Annotated in this window: 13 protein-coding genes; 9 read left to right on the forward strand and 4 right to left on the reverse strand. The window is 74.8% G+C overall.

The window, feature by feature from the left end; all coding sequences use genetic code 11:
• Positions 1-5: 5 nt before the first annotated feature.
• Both DVK44_RS24000 and DVK44_RS24005 read right to left on the reverse strand, forming a co-directional pair.
• A complete protein-coding gene (locus DVK44_RS24000; RefSeq protein WP_114661635.1) occupies positions 6-1,028 on the reverse strand; it encodes a PadR family transcriptional regulator in 1,023 nt (340 codons plus the stop codon).
• 1 nt (position 1,029) lies between these two features.
• Entirely contained in the window at positions 1,030-1,989 is a 960-nt protein-coding gene (locus DVK44_RS24005; RefSeq protein WP_114661637.1) for a DUF4097 family beta strand repeat-containing protein, read from the reverse strand.
• Positions 1,990-2,187: 198 nt separating this feature from the next.
• Between DVK44_RS24005 and DVK44_RS24010 the strand changes: the two genes are divergently transcribed.
• Positions 2,188-3,003, forward strand: a complete 816-nt coding sequence (locus DVK44_RS24010; RefSeq protein WP_114661639.1) for a hypothetical protein — start codon at positions 2,188-2,190, stop codon at positions 3,001-3,003.
• A 453-nt stretch (positions 3,004-3,456) separates the two neighbouring features.
• On the opposite strand, the gene DVK44_RS24015 is transcribed toward DVK44_RS24010, so the two are convergent.
• Positions 3,457-3,636: a DUF6104 family protein gene (locus tag DVK44_RS24015; protein ID WP_114661641.1), complete on the reverse strand. Its 180-nt coding sequence runs from the start codon at positions 3,634-3,636 to the stop codon at positions 3,457-3,459.
• Between the two features lie 107 nt (positions 3,637-3,743).
• On the opposite strand from DVK44_RS24015, the gene DVK44_RS24020 reads away from it, so the two are divergent.
• The 6 genes from DVK44_RS24020 (at position 3,744) to DVK44_RS24045 (ending at position 12,922) form a co-directional block, all read left to right on the forward strand.
• Positions 3,744-4,211: a CU044_2847 family protein gene (locus tag DVK44_RS24020; protein ID WP_228447347.1), complete on the forward strand. Its 468-nt coding sequence runs from the start codon at positions 3,744-3,746 to the stop codon at positions 4,209-4,211.
• Positions 4,208-6,346: a VMAP-C domain-containing protein gene (locus DVK44_RS24025; RefSeq protein WP_114661643.1), complete on the forward strand. Its 2,139-nt coding sequence runs from the start codon at positions 4,208-4,210 to the stop codon at positions 6,344-6,346. The genes DVK44_RS24020 and DVK44_RS24025 overlap by 4 nt, the downstream gene beginning before the upstream one ends.
• 88 nt (positions 6,347-6,434) lie before the next feature.
• Positions 6,435-7,487 (forward strand): AAA family ATPase, encoded by a 1,053-nt coding sequence (locus tag DVK44_RS24030; protein WP_114661644.1) that lies wholly within the window; start codon positions 6,435-6,437, stop codon positions 7,485-7,487.
• A 7-nt stretch (positions 7,488-7,494) separates the two neighbouring features.
• Entirely contained in the window at positions 7,495-10,965 is a 3,471-nt protein-coding gene (locus DVK44_RS24035; protein ID WP_228447348.1) for an SAV_2336 N-terminal domain-related protein, read from the forward strand.
• A gap of 24 nt (positions 10,966-10,989) precedes the next feature.
• The gene (fxsA, locus tag DVK44_RS37970) at positions 10,990-11,337 is read left to right on the forward strand and encodes an FxSxx-COOH cyclophane-containing RiPP peptide (protein WP_269439629.1); all 348 of its coding nucleotides are present in this window, start codon (positions 10,990-10,992) and stop codon (positions 11,335-11,337) included.
• Between the two features lie 157 nt (positions 11,338-11,494).
• Positions 11,495-12,922: a hydrolase gene (locus DVK44_RS24045; protein WP_114661646.1), complete on the forward strand. Its 1,428-nt coding sequence runs from the start codon at positions 11,495-11,497 to the stop codon at positions 12,920-12,922.
• A gap of 102 nt (positions 12,923-13,024) precedes the next feature.
• Here the strand turns inward: DVK44_RS24045 and map are convergent, their stop codons facing one another.
• Positions 13,025-13,801, reverse strand: a complete 777-nt coding sequence (gene map / locus DVK44_RS24050; protein WP_114661648.1) for a type I methionyl aminopeptidase — start codon at positions 13,799-13,801, stop codon at positions 13,025-13,027.
• A 215-nt stretch (positions 13,802-14,016) separates the two neighbouring features.
• Here map and DVK44_RS24055 point away from each other — a divergent pair, with 215 nt between their 5' ends.
• The gene (locus tag DVK44_RS24055) at positions 14,017-15,471 is read left to right on the forward strand and encodes an FxsB family cyclophane-forming radical SAM/SPASM peptide maturase (protein WP_408055356.1); all 1,455 of its coding nucleotides are present in this window, start codon (positions 14,017-14,019) and stop codon (positions 15,469-15,471) included.
• Positions 15,468-16,889 carry an aKG-HExxH-type peptide beta-hydroxylase gene (locus DVK44_RS24060; RefSeq protein WP_114661657.1) on the forward strand — a complete coding sequence of 474 codons (1,422 nt, stop codon included), beginning with the start codon at positions 15,468-15,470 and terminating at the stop codon, positions 16,887-16,889. Before DVK44_RS24055 ends, DVK44_RS24060 begins: the two co-directional genes overlap by 4 nt.
• Positions 16,890-16,964 lie beyond the last annotated feature (75 nt).

Raw genomic sequence — 16,964 nt, forward strand, 5'->3', positions numbered from 1 at the left:
CGCTGTCAGTTCCGCGACGGGCGCAGCAGTGTCCCGAGACGGTCCGCCGTTGCCGACAAGTGCTTTCTGGCGTCGGCCAGTTGTGCTTCCGTGACCCCGTTGTCCCGGGCCGCGTCGCGGATGTCGTCCCGGAACCGGTCCAGCAGCCGGTCCAGATCGCGGGCCGGGTCGCCGGTGGCCGCCAGGTCGCCGTACCGGTCCGTGAGGGGCTCCGGCGGCTCGGGAGCATCGGTCGGCCCGGCCGGCTCCGGCGGCCGGGGGGTGTCCGCCGGGGGCGGGGCCGACTTGCCGTACGGCGGCCAGGCCGTGCCGGTCAGCCCGCCCAACTGGACGGCCAGCTCGGACAGGCCGTCCCGGACACCGGTGGGCCAGTCGCCCCGGGCGAAGTGGGTCTGGACCTGGTCCTGCACCTGCTTGGCGATGCGCTGCATCTCCTGGCGGGCCGTCTCCTGGGCCTCCTTCGCCTGGCGGCGGGCCCGCTGGGCGTCCTCGCGGGCGCGGCGCGACTCGTCCTTCGCCCGGCGCGCCTGCTCCTGCCACTCGTGCTTGGCGCGCTTCAGCTCCTCCTTCGCCGTACGCCAGGACTCGTTGTCCATGAAGTCCCCCGCGCCGGCGCTCCCCGTCCCGCCGCCCGCGCCGCTCCGAGTCTCCGAGGCCGCCGCGCGCATCTCGCTGCGCAGCTGTCCCGCCGCGCCGCGCACATCGTCCCGGATCTCGGCGGCCAGCTCGGCCACGGACTCGCGGATCTCCAGCTCCAGATCGGCCAGTTCGCCCGTACGACCGGCCAGCTCGGCGCGGCCGGCGTCGGTGATGGAGTAGACCTTGCGACCGCCCTCGGTGGCGTGGGTGACCAGTCCCTCGGCCTCCAGCTTGGCGAGCCGCGGATACACCGTGCCGGCGGACGGCGCGTACAGCCCCTGGAAGCGCTCCTCCAGCAGCCTGATCACCTCGTACCCATGACGGGGGGCCTCTTCGAGGAGCTTGAGGAGGTAGAGCCGGAGGCGGCCGTGGGCGAAGACCGGAGGCATGTCACAGCTCCTTCGGGGCGGGTGTGGGGGCGGGTGTGGGGGCGGGTGTGGGGGTGGGGGTGGGTTCGGGGGTGGACAAGGGTGTGGGCGAGGGGGTGGGGGTGGTCGGGGGTGTGGTGGTGGATGGGGGTGTGTGGGGGGCTTCCTCCGTCTGGGGGCGGCGCAGCAGGGCGATCGAGCCGGAGACCGTCGTCGCCCGCAACGTGCCCGTGCCCGCCCCCAGATTGCCGGTGATCTTCTTGGCCCCCCACTGGCCGGTGACCCGCAGATCGTCGAACGCGTTGGACACCGAGCCGCTCGCGGTGTTCGCCTCGACCCGCGCGTCCGCCGGGTGCGGCAGCCGGATCGCCACCTCGCCCGAGACCGTCGTCAGCCGGATGTCGGTGGGCTGGTCCGTCGGATCGAGGTCGATGACCATGTCCCCGCTCACCGATTCGGCCCGTACGGACGAACCCGCCCCCTCGATGACCGTCAGATCGCCGGAGACGGAGTGGAAGCGCAGCCCGCCGGTCACCGCCTGGGCCTCCAGACTGCCCGATACCGTGTCGGCCCTGACCTCGCCGGACAGCCCCACGAGTGTGGTGTCGCCACTCACTCCGCGCACATCCGTCCGGCCCCGGATCCCCGAGATGACGGCTCCGGCGCCGACCACGCCCACCTCCACCGAGGTGCCCGCCGGGACGGCCAGCGAGACGACCGCGTCACGGTCCCGGTTCTTGGGGTCGAGCAGCTTCAGGAATCCCTTCCACGGCAGGTCCTCATAGGCGACGGTGAGGGCGGAGCCGTCCTGCGTCACGATCAGCGGCGGGCCCGTCAGACGGGAGACCTCCAGCCGGGCGTCCTCCCGGTCCGTGCCGACCACATTCACCGTCCCGTTCACAATCCGGACGCTGAGTGTGCTGACCGGGCCGGTGAAGTCGAGCTTCTCCGGCTCGGCTACTTCCCATGTCGACTCTGCCATGGTGCTGACCTCCCGGGCCTGGACCGAATGCGACGACGACGCAACATATCGCGTCTCATGCAGAACACGATATATCGCGGTTCCGGGAAGTCAAGACATATCGGCGGCCCACGCGCGACGATGGGGGACGAATCAGGGGCACCCGTAAGGCGATCCCCCCAAATGCGGGCAAAGTTCCCTGGCTCTAGCGTGAGAGCCATGAACGCGACACCCGTGGGAGCGCTGCTGCTGTGCCGGGCCGGGCCGGCGGCGGTCCGGCCCGCCGCCCATCTGCTCCGCGAGCGGCTGCTGCTCGCCCCGGCGGGCGACGAGTGGAGCGTGCTCGTCCCCGAGGGAAAACCCTGGCTGGACGGCGCCGACCCGGTCGACCGCGTCCTCACGGCCTGGGCCACCGCGCTCGCCGTCGGCGCCGGCTGGCCGGTGCTCGCCCTCTGGTGGGACCGCGACCGGGCCGGATACCTGCTCGCCGCCGGATTCCGCCGCGCCGTCGGCTACATCTGGCTGGCCGACGGCACCCCCGTCGGCGAGGACGAAGCCATGCGGACGTTCGCCGCCCGGCTCCACCTCGACCCCGTACTCGACCTCCAGGCGCTCGCCCCCCTGACCCTGCCGGACCCCGAGGCCGACTCCCGGGCCCGGCTGCTCGCCCTGGCCGCCGTCCTGACCCGTACGGGGCTCACCCTTCCGGCCGGTCTCACCCCCGGCGAACCGGCCGACCGGCTCCGCGAGGTGGCCCGCGTCCAGCCCGGCGTCGAGCAGATCGAATGGGCGGGCTGGCGCGACGCGGTCCGGGCCGAGCTGGACGTGGTCGAGGACGGCCCCCTCGGCCCCTGGCTGCGCGGGCCCCGCGCCCGCGGCGTCAGCGCGGTTCAGCTCGCCGCGGGTGTTCCGCTTGTTCTTTGGGGCGCGCGTCGTCGCAGTGCGGGGTGGGCGTTTGCGGGGGCGCTGCTGGTTGTGCATGGGGTGCTGGGGCTGGCGTACGACCGTTTCCGCACGGTTGCGACTCCCGTCTAGGGGGGCCGTGGTCTGTGGTTGTACCGGGGTACGGCCGGTTCGTTCGGTGTCGGGTCGCCTCCCGGCTAGGGGGCCGTGGTCTGTGGTTGTACGGGGTACGGCCGGTTTCGTTCGGTGCGGCCGTGACCGTGGGTCTGCGGTGGTACCGGGGTGCGGCCGGTGCACGCAGTGCCGGGGGCCGGGGCGGGGTCGCCTCCCGACGGGGGGCGTGGTGCGGGCCGGTTCGTGGTGCGGGCCGGTTCGTTTTGTGCCGGGGGCCGGGGCACTCCGGAGGCGCATCCCCGGATGCATGATTTACGCCGCGTGCGGCTTCGTCGGTCGACTGCGGACCGTACAGCGGCACAAATCACGCTCTACATCCGGGGACGTCACCTCCTGCGACCCCGGCCCCCTCCCGCCGGTGGGGGCGGGCGCACCGCCCGCGCGGCGCCGGGGTGGGTGGGCAGCGCGGCCTCATTCGTCTTCTTCGTCGTCCAGCCTTGCCAGCCAGGTCGCCAGGCGTTCCACCGGGACCTCGAAGTCGGGGTTCAGGTCGACGAATGTCCGCAGCTGCTCGGCCAGCCACTCAAGAGTGACCTCCTCCTGGCCGCGTCGCTTCTCCAGTTCCTCGATACCTCGGTCCGTGAAATACATACCGCCCAGATTAGTCGGTCGGCCCCGAAACGCCGTCCTCACCTCGGAACCTCGCTCGGGCGCCGTACTGCCGCTAATCTGCGGTGAATTGGGGGAATGGGGTTGCCATGGACAATGGCGAGACCGGAGTCACACGCATTGAGATGCCCGACGGGACGCCCGTCTGGGCGCGGATCAGCGGCGCGGCGGAACTGGCCCGGCCCTCGGGGGGCCTGACGTATTCGGACACCGGCTTCGCCGATCAGGTGCAGGCCCGGGTCGAGAGTCTGCACTCCGTCGTGACCAGCGTCGCGCGGTCGCTGGCCGGGCCGCTGCGGGAGGTACGGCCCGATGAGGTGAGCGTCGAGTTCGGTATCGAACTGACCGCCAAGGCCGGCCGGGTGGTGGGGCTGCTCGCGGACGGCGAGGCCAAGGGCGGCATCACGGTCACGCTCACCTGGCGCGGCGGCGGGCCGCCCGTCGATCCGGCGGAGCCGGCGCCCGTACCGGCGCGGGCCGCCGTACCGCCCGCCGAGCCGGAGCCGCCGGGCGTACCGCCGCCGAGGCCCGCCGCGCCGCCCAGGGGCACCGCGTGACCGACGGGCCCGGTGGGGGCGTCGGTGGCGTCGGGGGCGCACCGAGCGACAGTGTGCGCGCCCTCGTGGACCTCGTCATGGCGGCGACCGTGCGCATCCATGGCGCGGAGCGCGGGTATGCCCCTGATGAGCCGGGCGGAAGCTTCCTGGGGAGCGGCTTCTTCATCGCCCCGAGCTGGGTTCTCACATGCGCGCACGTGGCGATGCGGGGGGAGGGGCGGGAAGTGACGGTGGTCTTCGAAACCGGCCCCACGAGCGGCCTCACCTCGGTCACCGGCACCGTCGTCGCCGCCCTTCCCGAAGCGGCCGCGGTCGCTGCGGGTACGGGCATCCGTGGCGGCTGGCCCGCGCCCGATCTCGCCCTCGTCCGCCTCCGCCGCCCCGTCGAGCACGCCTGTGTGTACGTCGCCGAGCGCCCCGCCTCCTTCTTCGCCGGGGGTACGGTCCTCTACTCCGGCTGGACCGAGGTCGGCGGCCGGATCAAGCGGCTGACCGGAAGGTGCTCCGTCCAGGGCACCGTCGGCGGCTGGGCCGACCCCGACGAGCAGCTGCGCCTCGGCGGGGACGTGCTGCCGCCCGGGATCTCCGGCGGGCCGACCGTCGACCTCGCGCGCGGCGAGGTGGTCGGGGTCCTCAAGTCGCAGCTCGTCGGCGCGATGGGCGGCACCTCGATCTCCATCGACCGGCTGCGCTCCCTCCCGGTGCCGGCCGCCATGGCCGGGGCCGAGTCCGACGACGACTACCAGGCCGTCTGCCACGCCCACGACCGCTACCACGCCGACCAGCACGCCAGCCGCGTGACCGCCGGGCCGACCTGGGCCGATGTGCAGGACGGCCTCGGCGCCGGGGCCGGCCGCGCGCTCAGCCCGCAGCAGCGCATCACCCTGCTCGGCCGGCTCGCCGAGCTGCCGCCGCCGGTCTCCACACACAGCCTGCTCGACCTGCTGGCCCGGCTGCCCGGTATGCGCGGGGGCGACCGCTACCCGGCGCCGCGCGGCTGGCGCGACGGGCTCGGCGCGCTGTACGGGACGCAGACGCGCGGTGACGAGGCCGCCCTCAGGCTCGTGCTGAGCTACTGCATGAGCGTCATCGCCGCCGAACGCCCCTACGTCACACCGTCCACGGCCCGCGCCGAGGAGAACCTCTGGGAGTGGGTCAACGGCATCGCCGACGACCGCCTCCCCCGCGACTTCCGCCAGGAGATCTTCCGGCTCTGGGCGGCGGCGCGCCGCCGTACGGACCGGGAGCAGCGGCGCGCCTCCCCGGCGTACGGCGAGCGGCCCAGGGAGGGGGAGCGCCCCTTCGTCCTGCTGGAGCTGGAGCCGCGCGGCTGGGAGCGGGACAGCTACGACTGGCGGGTCGGCGTCGCCCGGTACACCGGCGAGGTGGTGCCGGTCGGCGAGGACAGCCGGGGCACCCCCGGCCACGCGCTGCCCGTACGCCTCGGCCCTTCGCTGACCGAGGCGTTCCGGCGGTGCGACGAGCCGGACAATCCGGCGGTGCTGCAAGTCGCCGTCGTACGGGCCCGGTTGGGCCTGGCGGTGGACGGCTGGCGGCTGTCGCCCGACGAGCCGCCGCTGGGCGCCGTCCGGCCCGTGCTCGTCCGCCCCTCCGACCAGGAGCCGCCGCCGACGGAGGGCGAGGCGCGCGAGCACCGGGCCCGCTGGGACCGGGCGCTGACGGTCGCGGTGCGGGCCGAGATCCTCGACTGCGAGGAGGGGCTGCGGATACCCGTACCGGCGGGGGAGTATCTGCGCTCCCTGGCGTACGAGACGGTGCCCGTGCTCTGCCGGTACGCGGACGGATCCGGGGAGCCGGAGGCCGCCGGGGACCCGGGGGCCGTGGCGGAGACCGCGGCCGGGCTGGCCCGGCTGGCGTGCGGCGGCTTCCACATCGCCCTGCTGCGGCGCGGCAAGGACCGCCCGGAGATCGTCTGCGCGGACTTCCACCGGCGGGCCGTCGCCACCGTCGCGGAGGCGGGCACCGCCGACCGGCTGCCGTACACCGTGCTGGCCCTGCGGCGGGGCGTGTGGGCGGGCCGTACGGAGACCTACTGGTCGGACGGCATCGCCCTGTTCTACGACGATCCCACCCGGCCGCTGCCCGGATTCGGCCAGTTGCTGGAGGCGCCATGACCGGGCCGGGGCCGTTCGGGCGGCCGAGTCGCGCACCAGCTTCTTACGGGCCCATGTCAGGTCGACCTAGGACGACGGGGAACACGCCATGAGTGAATCCAGCGAGTGGCTCATCTACCGGGGCGCGGGCGAACCCCACGGCGGCATCGGCCAGTTGCCCCCGCCGCCGCCCTGGCGCGACTTCGGCGGCCGGGGCGGTACGGACAGCCCCGGTGACGGTGGCGACGGCTCCGCCGACCGGCGGCTCGGCGGCTACCGGCACGAGGCCGAACTCCACCGGCCCGGCGCCGAGGAGCTGGAGATGATCAACGCGGCGCTTTATCTGCGCCGGCCCCTCCTCGTCACCGGCAGCCCCGGCGCCGGCAAGAGCACCCTCGCCCACTCCGTCGCGCACGAGCTGGGGCTCGGCCGGGTGCTGCGCTGGCCCATCGTCAGCCGGTCGGCGCTCCAGGACGGGCTGTACCACTACGACGCGATCGCCCGCCTCCAGGACGTCCAGCTCGCCGCGCACCGGTACGGCGCGGACGGCGCGGCCTCCGCGGACGGCGCGGGCCGTATCGATCCCTCCGGTGATATCGGCAGCTACATCCGGCTCGGCCCGCTGGGCACCGCGCTGCTCCCCTCCGACCGGCCGCGCGTGCTGCTCATCGACGAGCTGGACAAGAGCGACATCGATCTCCCGAACGACCTCCTGAACGTCCTGGAGGAGGGCGAGTTCGGCATTCCGGAGCTGGAGCGGATCGCCGACCGGCTGCCCGGCGGCGAGGCCGAGGTGCTCGACCACGACGGCCGGAAGGTCCGGATCAAGGGAGGCAGGGTGCAGTGCCGCGCCTTCCCCTTCGTCGTCCTCACCAGCAACGGCGAGCGCGACTTCCCGGCGCCCCTGATGCGCCGCTGTATCCATCTGGAGCTGGGCCGCCCCGACCACCAGCGGCTGGCGACCTTCGTACGGGCCCACCTCGGTGATGAGGCCGCGCGTGCCGGTGACGATCTCATCGCGCACTTCCTGGAGCGCTCGCGCAGCGAACTGATCTCCACCGACCAGCTGCTGAACGCGATCTACCTCACCGACGCCGCCGCCCCCGCGGGCCGGGAACGCCTCGCCGACCTGCTCATCCAGCGACTCGACCGGCCGAGGTGACGCCCTGATGGCCGCCGACGGTACGGAGCCGATCCCGCCCCGGTCCCACCCCCGAGCCCCGGCCCCGGCCCCTTCCGCGGCCCCGGCCCAGGCCCCGCCGTACGACGGTGCCCTGTTGGCCGCCCTCGTCGCGCGGCTGCGCGGCGCCGGGCTCGACCCCGACGCCGAACAGCTCTGCGACGCCCTGTGGCTGGCCCGCTGGACGGGGCGCGGCCGGGAGCCGACGGAGGATGGCAGCGCGGGCGTGGGCGGTGGCGGGACAGACGCCGACCCGGGCGCGGGCGATGTGCCCGGGGCGGTGAGCGGCCCCGGCGCGACGGGCGGCGGCCCTCACACCGGAGCCGGTGATCTCGCCACCCCTGGTGACCCCGACCGCACCCCCCGCGCCGACCCCCGGATCGCCCTCTACCCCGCGCCGCGCGGCGGCGCCCGGAGCGCGCCGAGGGGCGCCGGCCCAGACGGGGTCGTGCTGGGGGTGCCATTGGCCCCGGCGCTTCCCGCGCCGCTCGAACTCCAGCGGGCGCTCCGGCCGCTCCAGCGATACCGGCCGGCCGCGCCGCCGTCGCGCCGTACTCTTGACGAGGTGGCGACCGTAGAGCTGAGCGCCCGTGCCGGCGGGCTGATCATCCCGGTGTTCCGAGGGGTCTCACGGGCGGACGCGACGCTTCAATGCGTACTCGACGCGTCGTCCTCGATGCGTGTGTGGGAGCGACTTTTCGCCGAACTCCAGCAAATATTCGGACAGTTGGGTGCCTTCCGTGATGTGCAGGTGCGCTATCTGCACCAGGGGCCGGACGGCGCGCCCGCCGTCAGCGCGAGCCCCGATCCGGCCGCCGCGCCGCTCAGCTCCGCCGACCGGCTGAGCGACCCGACCGGCCGCCGGGTCACCGTCGTCGTCAGCGACTGCGCGGGCCCCCTCTGGCACAGCGGACGCGCCCACCGGCTGCTCCACCAGCTCGGCCGCCAGGCGCCCGTGGCCGTCCTCCAGCCCCTGCCGCAGCGCATGTGGAACCGGACGGGACTGCCCGTCACCTACGGTGTCCTCTCCCGGGGCGAGGGGCCCGGCGGCGCCGCCGTACTGAAGGTCGGCGGCGACGCGGCCACCGCGCCCGCCGCCGAACCGGGGGCGCTCGCCGTCCCCGTACTGCCGCCGGTCGCGGGCGCCCTCGGCGCCTGGGCGCGGCTGCTGTCGGGCACCGGCGCCGGGCGGATCTCCGGCGCGGTCGGCTGGGTACGGGCCGGCCATCCGCCGGCCGCGGCGCCGCGCCCCGGACCGGCGCTCTCCTCGCTCCAGCTCGTCAGCCGCTTCCGCTCGGCGGCCTCGCCGGTCGCCGGACAGCTCGCCGTCTATCTCGCGGCGGCCCCGCTCTATCTGCCGGTGATGCAGCTCGTCCAGCGCACGATGCTGCCCGACTCCGGGCCGTCCGAACTCGCGGAGGTGCTGCTCAGCGGGCTGGTCTCGCGCGACAAGAGCGGCGGCGCGGACGACGAGCCGTACTACGAGTTCGTGCCCGGCGTCCCCGAGGCGCTGCTCGGCGCGCTCGGCCGCGACGAGGCGATGCTCGTCCTCAAACACTGCTCCGAGTACATAGAGCAGCGCTTCGGCCGCGGCGGCCCCAACTTCCCCGCCCTGGCGCTCGCGCAGCTCGGCGACGCCGGGCACGGACCGGCCCACCGGAGCGCGGGCCGCGTGGCACTCGACGGCTTCGACGCGGACGCCGATGCCGACGCCGACAGCGAAGACGGTGAGGGAGACGGAGGCGCGGGCGGGGACGCGTACGGCGGCTCCCGGTACGGCGCGCACCGCGTCCCGCACCCCTTCGCCGAGGTCGCCGCGCGCGTCCTCGGGCTCTTCGAGCCGACGACGGAGCCCCTGCCGTCCGGCCGCGGCGAACCCGCCGTCAGCGCCACGGTCGCGAGCGCCCGCGAGCTGGTGCGCCGGTTCGAGTCGGACAACATGGTGCAGTATCTGCTGGACGCCGTACGGCTGTTGCGGGACGCCACCGGGAGCGAGCCGCCCGGCGGCTTCGACGCCACGCTCCGGGCGGAGCTGGCCCGCTGTCTGCTGCGGCTCTGGGAGGTCCAGGGCGGCGGCGAACTCCTCGCCGAGGCCGAGCGCGCCGCCGAACAGGCCGTCGCGCACCCCGGCGCCGTACGCGAACGGGCCGTCCTCGCCCAGGTGTTGCACGCCTCCGCCGACGACCGGCGCCGGCGCGGCGACCGGCGCGGCGCCCTGGAGCTGCTGCGCCGCGCCGACCGGCAGTACGCGGTGGCCTGCGCGGCGCACGGCCTCGCGCCCGCCGACGCGCTGCGGCTCACCCTGGAGCGGGTACGGGCGCTGGAGACGCAGTGGCGGCTCGGCGGTGACAGCGCGCTGCTCCAGAGCGCCATCGGCATGCTGGAGGCGTTCGCGGACGGCTGGCCCGACCAGGGCCACCGCCCCGCCGGGCTGCCGCTCGCCCACGGCCGGACCCTGCTGCGGCTCTCCGGCGCGACCGGCGACCCCGAACAGGCTCAGCTGTACGCGGAACAGGCCGCCCGCTCGCTCCGTACGGCGCTGACCCCCGGTGGCCACACCGTCAGCAGCCAGGCCCGGATCCAGCTCGACCTGGTGGACGCCCTGCTGCGCTCCGGGGAGGGCCTCGACGAGGCGTCGACCCTGATCGACCAGTCGCTGGCGACCGTACGGGACGACCGGCTGACCGCCGCGCTGCGGACCCGGGCGGGCCGGCTGCGGATCGCGCGGTACGAGCGGGAGCGCGAGCGTACGGCGGACGGCACCGGCGGCGACCCGGGGGACCTGGAGGAGGCCGCCGAGTACTTCGGCCTCGCCGCCCACGGCACCGCCCGCGACTCCCGCGCCCACGCCGACCTGCTCGCCGAGTGGGGCAGCGCGCTGCTGACCCGCGCGGAACTCCCCGACGGGGCGGCCTACACCGGCACGGCGGTCCGGGTGCTGCGCGACTGCCGTACGGAGACGGTGACGGGCACGGCGCGGCAGGCCGAGCGGCTGCTGATGCTGGGCCGGGCGCTGATGCTGCGGCACCGGGCCAACGACGACCGGGTGGACCTGCGGGAGGCCGAGCACCTCTTCCTGCTCGCCGCGCAGGAGGCGCGCGAGCCGCTGACCGCCGCCGCCTGCTGGCTGGAGCTGGGCCGCGCCCATCTCGCCGCCCTGCGCACCCTCCACCGCCCCGCCCGGCTGGACGACGCGGCGGGGGCGTTCCGCGAGGCGGCGGAGGCGGCCGGAACGGCCGAAGCGGAGCTGGAGAATCCGCGACAGCTGCTGGAAGCCGTGCGGTTGAGTGCTGAGGCCCACCACTGGCGGGGTATGACCTATGAGGAGGCGGGCCGCCCCCGGGCCGCGCGCGAGGCGTACCGGGCGGCCCGTACGGAGTGGCGCCGGCTGCCGGACGGCGGCGGCGAGGCGGCCCGGCCGACCGCGGACCGCCTGGCCGAGCTGGAGAGCGGGCGCTGAGGCGGGCAACGGGGAGGCGGCGTCATGACCGACAGGGCACACGAGCCGGGACCGGGAACGGGACCGGGAACGGGGCACGCGTACGACGACGGCCGGGTCCCCGGCGAACCGCCGGACCGGCGGGACGCGCTCGAACCGCCGGGTCCGATGGGCCTGTTGGCCCCGGCGGACTCGCTGGACCTGACGGACCTGACGGACCCACCGGATCCCTCGGGGCCGCCCGGCCCGTCCGGTCTGCCCGATCTGCTGGGGCTCGACCTCGCCGCGCTGCGCACCCTGGACCACCCGGTGCTCGCCGCCGTCGTCGCCGATCTGAGGGGCCGCGCGGAGCAGCCGCGCGAGATGCTCTGGGGGTTCAACAACGCTTTCTAGCCAGCAGGTTCCGAATGGATTACGCCGTTGGCATGCGGGGTACGGATGGCTGAGCGCGTCCGTCCCGAGGCGAAAGGGCAGCCCCGTGGCCCCTAGGGGCAGCAGGTCCGCCCCTCAGGTTCCTGACGCGCCTTTCCCCATGCCCTAACGTCGGTCCGTGAGCCTCTGGACTTCTCTTGAGCCCGCGTCCGCCATGGTGGACCCCGGCGGTACGACCACAGTTCGGTTGCGGCTGCGCAACACCGGTGACGTCGTCGACGAGTACCGTTTCACCCCCGTGGGGGACCTCGCGCCGTTCATCAGAGTCGAACCCCCGGCCCTCCGGCTCTTCCCCGGCACCACCGGCGCGGTGGAGCTGACGATCGCCCCGCCCCGCAGCCCGGACGCGACCGCGGGGCCGAACCCGTACGGGGTGCGGATCGTCCCGACGGAGTACCCGGAGGCGGCCGTTGTCCCCGAGGGCAACGTCACGATCACCGCGTTCACCGAGCTGCGCGCCGAGCTGGTCCCGCCGACCGTCAAGGGGCGGTTCCGGGGCCGGCCCCGGCTCGCCATCGACAACCTCGGCAACACCAAGATCACCGCCTCCCTCTCGGGCAGCGACAACGGCGATCAGCTCTCGTACGAGATCAACCCCGCCAATGTGCAGATCGAGCCCGGCCGCGCCGCGTTCGTCGACGCGACGCTCCGGCCCCGGGAGACCACCTGGTTCGGGCGGAAGCAGCAGCGGCCGTACACCCTGGGGGTGCAGCGCTCCGGGGAGCCCCGGCTCGACGTCGAGGGCACCTTCGTACAGCGGGGGGTGATGCCGCGCTGGCTCGCCACCGTGCTGGCCGGTGTTGTCGCGCTCGCGGTCGGCTTCGTGGTGCTGTGGATCGCCCACAACCCGCAGGTGCGCAGCCTGGCCCAGCCGCGGACCCAGTCGGTGGCCGCGAGCGCGCTGCCCTCGGAGCCGTTGGAGTCGGCCCCGGCGGCCCCGGCGCCGCCCTCCGAGCCGGCCGCCCCGCCCGTCGTGGAGAGCGTTCCCCCGCCGCCTTCGCCGTCCGCGGTCGAGAAGCAGTCGGACGGCGACGGTGGTGACAAGGAGAAGAAGGAGAAGGAGAAGGAGACCGAGAAGTCGGCGGAGCCGCAGGAGAACACCGCGGCGGTCGCCGTCAACAAGCTGAACGCCGAGCGGCCGGGCCGGCACATCTGCTACCGCGTCTATACGAGCGGCGCCTGGCAGAACCCGGTCTGCGACGGCGAGATGGCCGGCACGACCGACCAGGCCCTCCCCGTCGAGGGCATCAACATCGCCGTGTCCGGCATCGGCGTGGTGGGCGCCAACGGCTACCTCCGCGACTCCGGTTGGGAGCCGGAGTGGAAGCACGCCGACAACGGCATCGACCTGTACGTCGGGACCGTCGGCCAGGCGAAGCACCTGGGCGTCCTCGTGGCCGACGTGACCGCGGGGTCGATCTGCATCACCGCGCATGTCCACGACGAGGGCTGGCAGGAGACGGCGTGCTCCCAGCCGGGCGGCTATATCTCCCGGGGATCCGAGTCGAACGCGCTCTGGCTGGAAGCGATCAGGCTCACCGTGTGACCGGGCGGCGCCGGTCCGCAGCGCTTGGGCGGGGACCGGCGTCGGCCCGTACTCGTACCCGTACCAGCACTCGTACCTGTTCTCGTACCCGCGCTTTATGGGTCAGTACGGTCGCGGCAGGGTGAGGATCTCGGCTCCGTCGTCGGTGATGGCGATCGTGTGCTCGCTGTGTGCCGTCCGGCAGCCGGTCGCGCTGCGGAGCGTCCAGCCGTCGGCGTCCGTGACGAGCCGGGCGGTGTCCGCCATGACCCACGGCTCCAGCGCCAGTAGCAGCCCGGGGCGCAGGGTGTAACCACGGCCGGGACGGCCGGTGTTGGCGATGTGCGGGTCCTGGTGCATCGTCGATCCGATGCCATGGCCGCCGAACTGGGTGTTGACCGGATACCCCGCCCCGCGCAGGACCGTACCGATGGCGTGGGAGAGGTCACCGACGCGGACCCCGGGCCCGGCGGCGGCGATCCCCGCCGCCAGCGCGCGTTCGGTCGTGCTGATCAGCGCGACGCTCTCCGGGGGCCGCGCCTCGCCCACGAGGAAGCTGATGGCGGCGTCCGCGGCGACACCGCCCTTGGAGACGGCCAGGTCGAGCGTCAGCAGATCGCCGTCCGCGAGCCGGTAGTCGTACGGCCGGCCGTGGAGCACGGCGTCGTTGACGGACGCGCAGACGTAGTGGCCGAAGGGGCCGTGGCCGAAGGACGGCGCGTAGTCGACGTAGCAGGAGACCGCGCCCGCCTCGGTGATCAGGGCCTTGGCCCACCGGTCGAGGTCCATCAGGTTCGTACCGACCGCGCTGCGGTCCTTGAGTGTCCGGAGTACGTCGGCGACCACGGCGCCGGTCTCCCGCGCGCGGGACAGCAGGGTGGGGTTGAGGATCTCGATCATGTGGCGCCTTTCGTATGCGACCAATAACTATACCGGCCATACTTTACCGGTATAAGAATCGGGTCATGGTCCACCCGCGACCGGAATTCGCTCCTTTTTCCGGTCCGGGGGCGGTCGAACGGGACAACCTGCGGCCGTCCGTGTTTGCCTCCCGGGCAGAACAGGAACACACGCGGGGACACCCGCCCACGGTGTCGGGCGGGAGGGGGTGCGCGGTGCCACGTCCGCGGACAACGACGCCGAGCGGGCCGGTCCCGGACGGTCCCGTTCCGAGCGGGCCGACGCCGGACGGTCCGGTCCCGCCCGCGGCCGTGCCCTTCGGGCAGTTCATCGTCAAGGCGCACGGGCGCTGCAACCTCGCCTGCCGCTACTGCTACCTGTACGCGGGCCCCGACCGCACCTGGCGCACCCGGCCCGCCGCCGCGTCGCCCGCCGTGCTGGACCGCACCGCGGCCCGGATCGCCGAACACGCGGCCGGGCACGGGCTGCGCGCGCTCGCGCTCGTACTGCACGGCGGCGAGCCGCTGCTCGCCGGCGCCGGGCGGCTCGCCGCGTTCGCGCGGCTGGTACGGGAGCGGGCCGGACCGGACCGCACGGTCACGGTCACCGCGCAGACCAACGGCACGCTGCTCACCGAGGACCGCGCCGCCCTCCTCGCCCGGCACGGCATCCGCGTCGGCATCAGCCTCGACGGCGGCCGGGCCGCCCACAACACCCTGCGCACCGACCACGCGGGCCGGCCGTCCTGGTCCGCCGCCACGCGCGGCGCCCGGCTGCTCGCCGCCCGGCACCCCGGGGCGTACGCGGGCATCCTCACCGTCGTCGACCCGCGGACCGACCCCGTCGAGCTGTACGAGTCGCTGCTCGAACTGCGCCCGCCCGCGCTCGACCTGCTGCTCCCGCACGGCAACTGGACCAGCCCGCCGCGCGGTCTGCCGCCGGACCGGGTGGCGGGGGCGGACCGGCCGGCCCCGCCCGGTGGCGGCGCCACCCCGTACGGCGACTGGCTCGTCGCCGTCTTCGACCGCTGGTGGGGCGCCGGGCGGCGGGAGACGCGGATCCGGCTCTTCGAGGAGTGCGTCGCGCTGCTGCTGGGGCTGCCGGGCGCCACGGAGTCCCTGGGGCTCGACCCGGTCAACGCGATCGTGGTCGAGACCGACGGGGCGATCGAGCAGGTCGACTCGCTCAAGTCCGCGTACGACACGGCCGCCGCCACCGGGCTCGACGTCTTCCGCCACTCCTTCGACGACGCCCTGCGCCACCCCGGCGTCGCCGCCCGCCAGTCCGGCACCGGAGCGCTGGCCGCCCGCTGTCTGGCCTGCCCACTGCTCACCATCTGCGGCGGCGGCCACTACGCCCACCGCTACCGAGCCGGCCACGGCTTCCGCAACCCCTCCGTGTACTGCGCCGACCTCGACCGCCTGATCCGCCACATCGCGACCAGGCTCAGCGAAGCCGCCCACGCCACCGCGCCTGAGGCTGCGCACGCCGCCGGGCCCGAAACCGGGCACGCCGCCACGCCGAAAGCCGCGTCCGGAGCAAGGTCCGAAGCCGCGCGCGTCGCCGCACCGAAAGCCGTGTCCGGAGCCGGGCCCGAGGCCGCCCACGCCACCGCACCCGAGGCTGCCCGCCCCGCCGCCCACCCCGCCCCGCCGAAAGCCGCGCCGTGAACTCCGCCGTCCCCGAGGCCGTGCTCCGGGAGCTTGGGCGTACGGAAGGCGGTACGGACGCCCTGCGTCTCCTCGTTCGTGATCAGCACACCCGACGGCTCGTCCTCCTGCGGGCCGTACTCGACGCCGCCGCGGACGCCCCCGCCTCCGTCTGTCCGCCCGCGCTCCGGGACCGGCTGGGCGAGGACTGGGCGCTGCTCGAAGCCGCCGAGCGCGCCGACCGGGACGCCGTACGGGCCGTGCTGCTCTACCCGCTCGCCGGGCCGTGGGCCGAGCGGACGCTCCACGGCCTCACCGCCGAGCCCCCAGCCCCAGCAACCGCCACCGCGCCCGCGCCCACGCCCGGACTCGACCGCGACCTCGGCCACTTCGGCGCGCTCACCGCCGCCGCAGCGGTCCGCGCCCGGCTGCCCTTCGCCGTACGCCTCACCGCCCGCGGCGGGCTGCTCCCGCTGCCCACCCTCGGCGCCCTGCGCACCGGACCGGGACCGTACGCCCCGGCCGAACCGGTCGACGTCGCCCTCAAGGACGGCCGGGTCACGCTGCGGCCGGAGAGCGGCCCGCCCGTCATCGTCACGGCCGACACCCATGGCGCCCGCTCCGCCGACCCCCGCTGGCTGCCGCTGCTCACCCTGCCGGCCATCCGGCCCGGCGCCGCCCCCGTACCGCTGGACGACCTCGACCCGTACCGCACCGTGGGCGGCGGACCGCAGCGGTACGGGCTGTCCGTCGCCGGGCCCGACCCGCGCGCCCGCGCCGACTGGGCCGGGCTCTGGTCGCGTACGGCGCCACTGCTCGGCGCCGGCGGGCCGCACCGTACCGCCGAGACCGCGGCCCTGCTGCGCTGCCTCGTCCCGCTCGCCCCGCCGCCCGGAGTAGACCCCGCGGACCGGGGCCGGGCCCAGTGCAGCGGCACCCGGCGCGACGCGTTCGGCGCCGTCCTCAGCTCCCGGCCCGCCACCCCCGAACACCTCGCCACGACACTCGTGCACGAACTCCAGCACGCCAAACTCGACGCCCTCGCCACCCTCGTCCCGCTGCACCACGAGGACCCCGCGCCCCGCCACTTCGCCCCCTGGCGCACCGACCCGCGCCCCTTCGACGGCCTCCTCCAGGGCGCCTACTCCCATCTCGCGCTGGCCGGCCACTGGCAGCGCCTCGCGCTCGGCGCCGAGCGGCTCCCCCGGCGCGAACTGGCCTGGTCGGAGCACGCCCGCTGCCGCGAACAGGTCGGCGCCGTCCTGCCCGTGCTGGCCGGCTCCGGCGCCCTCACCCGCGAGGGGCGTGTCCTCGTCAACGAGATGATCACCGTCTACCACCGGCTGGCCGACCACCCGCCACCGGCCGGACACCTCGCCCGCGCCACCGCTTACGTACGCACCGCACGGGTGATCTGGCGCCAGCGGAACGGAACATGACGCACCCTCCGGCAAGGATGGAAAGCCGGGCCCGCCGGGTATGTTAAAAGGGCGTATGACGATGCAGGGAGACGG

Origin of the sequence: Streptomyces paludis, assembly GCF_003344965.1 — a bacterium.
Lineage (GTDB): Bacteria > Actinomycetota > Actinomycetes > Streptomycetales > Streptomycetaceae > Streptomyces > Streptomyces paludis.

Excerpts from the sequence above, each read along its gene's own strand:
- DVK44_RS24010 (WP_114661639.1), top strand. The coding sequence starts at position 2,188 with ATGAACGCGACACCCGTGGGAGCGCTGCTGCTGTGCCGGGCCGGGCCG.
- DVK44_RS24030 (WP_114661644.1), top strand. The coding sequence starts at position 6,435 with ATGAGTGAATCCAGCGAGTGGCTCATCTACCGGGGCGCGGGCGAACCC.
- DVK44_RS24035 (WP_228447348.1), top strand. The coding sequence starts at position 7,495 with ATGGCCGCCGACGGTACGGAGCCGATCCCGCCCCGGTCCCACCCCCGA.
- fxsA (WP_269439629.1), top strand. The coding sequence starts at position 10,990 with ATGACCGACAGGGCACACGAGCCGGGACCGGGAACGGGACCGGGAACG.
- DVK44_RS24020 (WP_228447347.1), top strand. The coding sequence starts at position 3,744 with ATGGACAATGGCGAGACCGGAGTCACACGCATTGAGATGCCCGACGGG.
- map (WP_114661648.1), bottom strand. The coding sequence starts at position 13,801 with ATGATCGAGATCCTCAACCCCACCCTGCTGTCCCGCGCGCGGGAGACC.
- DVK44_RS24000 (WP_114661635.1), bottom strand. The coding sequence starts at position 1,028 with ATGCCTCCGGTCTTCGCCCACGGCCGCCTCCGGCTCTACCTCCTCAAG.
- DVK44_RS24015 (WP_114661641.1), bottom strand. The coding sequence starts at position 3,636 with ATGTATTTCACGGACCGAGGTATCGAGGAACTGGAGAAGCGACGCGGC.
- DVK44_RS24005 (WP_114661637.1), bottom strand. The coding sequence starts at position 1,989 with ATGGCAGAGTCGACATGGGAAGTAGCCGAGCCGGAGAAGCTCGACTTC.